General features: G+C 38.5%; 1 protein-coding gene. It reads right to left on the bottom strand.

What is annotated here, in order from left to right; genetic code table 11:
- Positions 1-71: 71 nt before the first annotated feature.
- Positions 72-218 carry an SDR family oxidoreductase gene (locus R0K30_RS23805; RefSeq protein WP_410613531.1) on the bottom strand — a complete coding sequence of 49 codons (147 nt, stop codon included), beginning with the start codon at positions 216-218 and terminating at the stop codon, positions 72-74.
- Positions 219-231 lie beyond the last annotated feature (13 nt).

Below are 231 nucleotides of genomic sequence, written 5' to 3'. Positions count from 1 at the left end.
CCTGAATTTTTTAATTTTTCAAGTAAAAGATAAGAAGTAATCGAGGAATTATTTATAAGTGATGGTCTTAGTTAAAAACCACTACCAGCCATCGTGAGGCTACGCCCACCATCCACAGTGATAATCTCGCCAGTGACATAATGTGCCTGTATCAAGTACAGCACACTATGCGCAATATCTTCAGGCTTGCCTATTCTTTGCATAGGAATTGAGTCAATAATCTCTTGTTGC

Source organism: Bacillus sp. SIMBA_154 (assembly GCF_046536015.1).
GTDB lineage: Bacteria > Bacillota > Bacilli > Bacillales > Bacillaceae > Bacillus > Bacillus pumilus_P.
The sequence above is the reverse complement of the archived record's forward strand: the minus strand, read 5'-3'. Positions and strand labels throughout refer to the sequence as shown.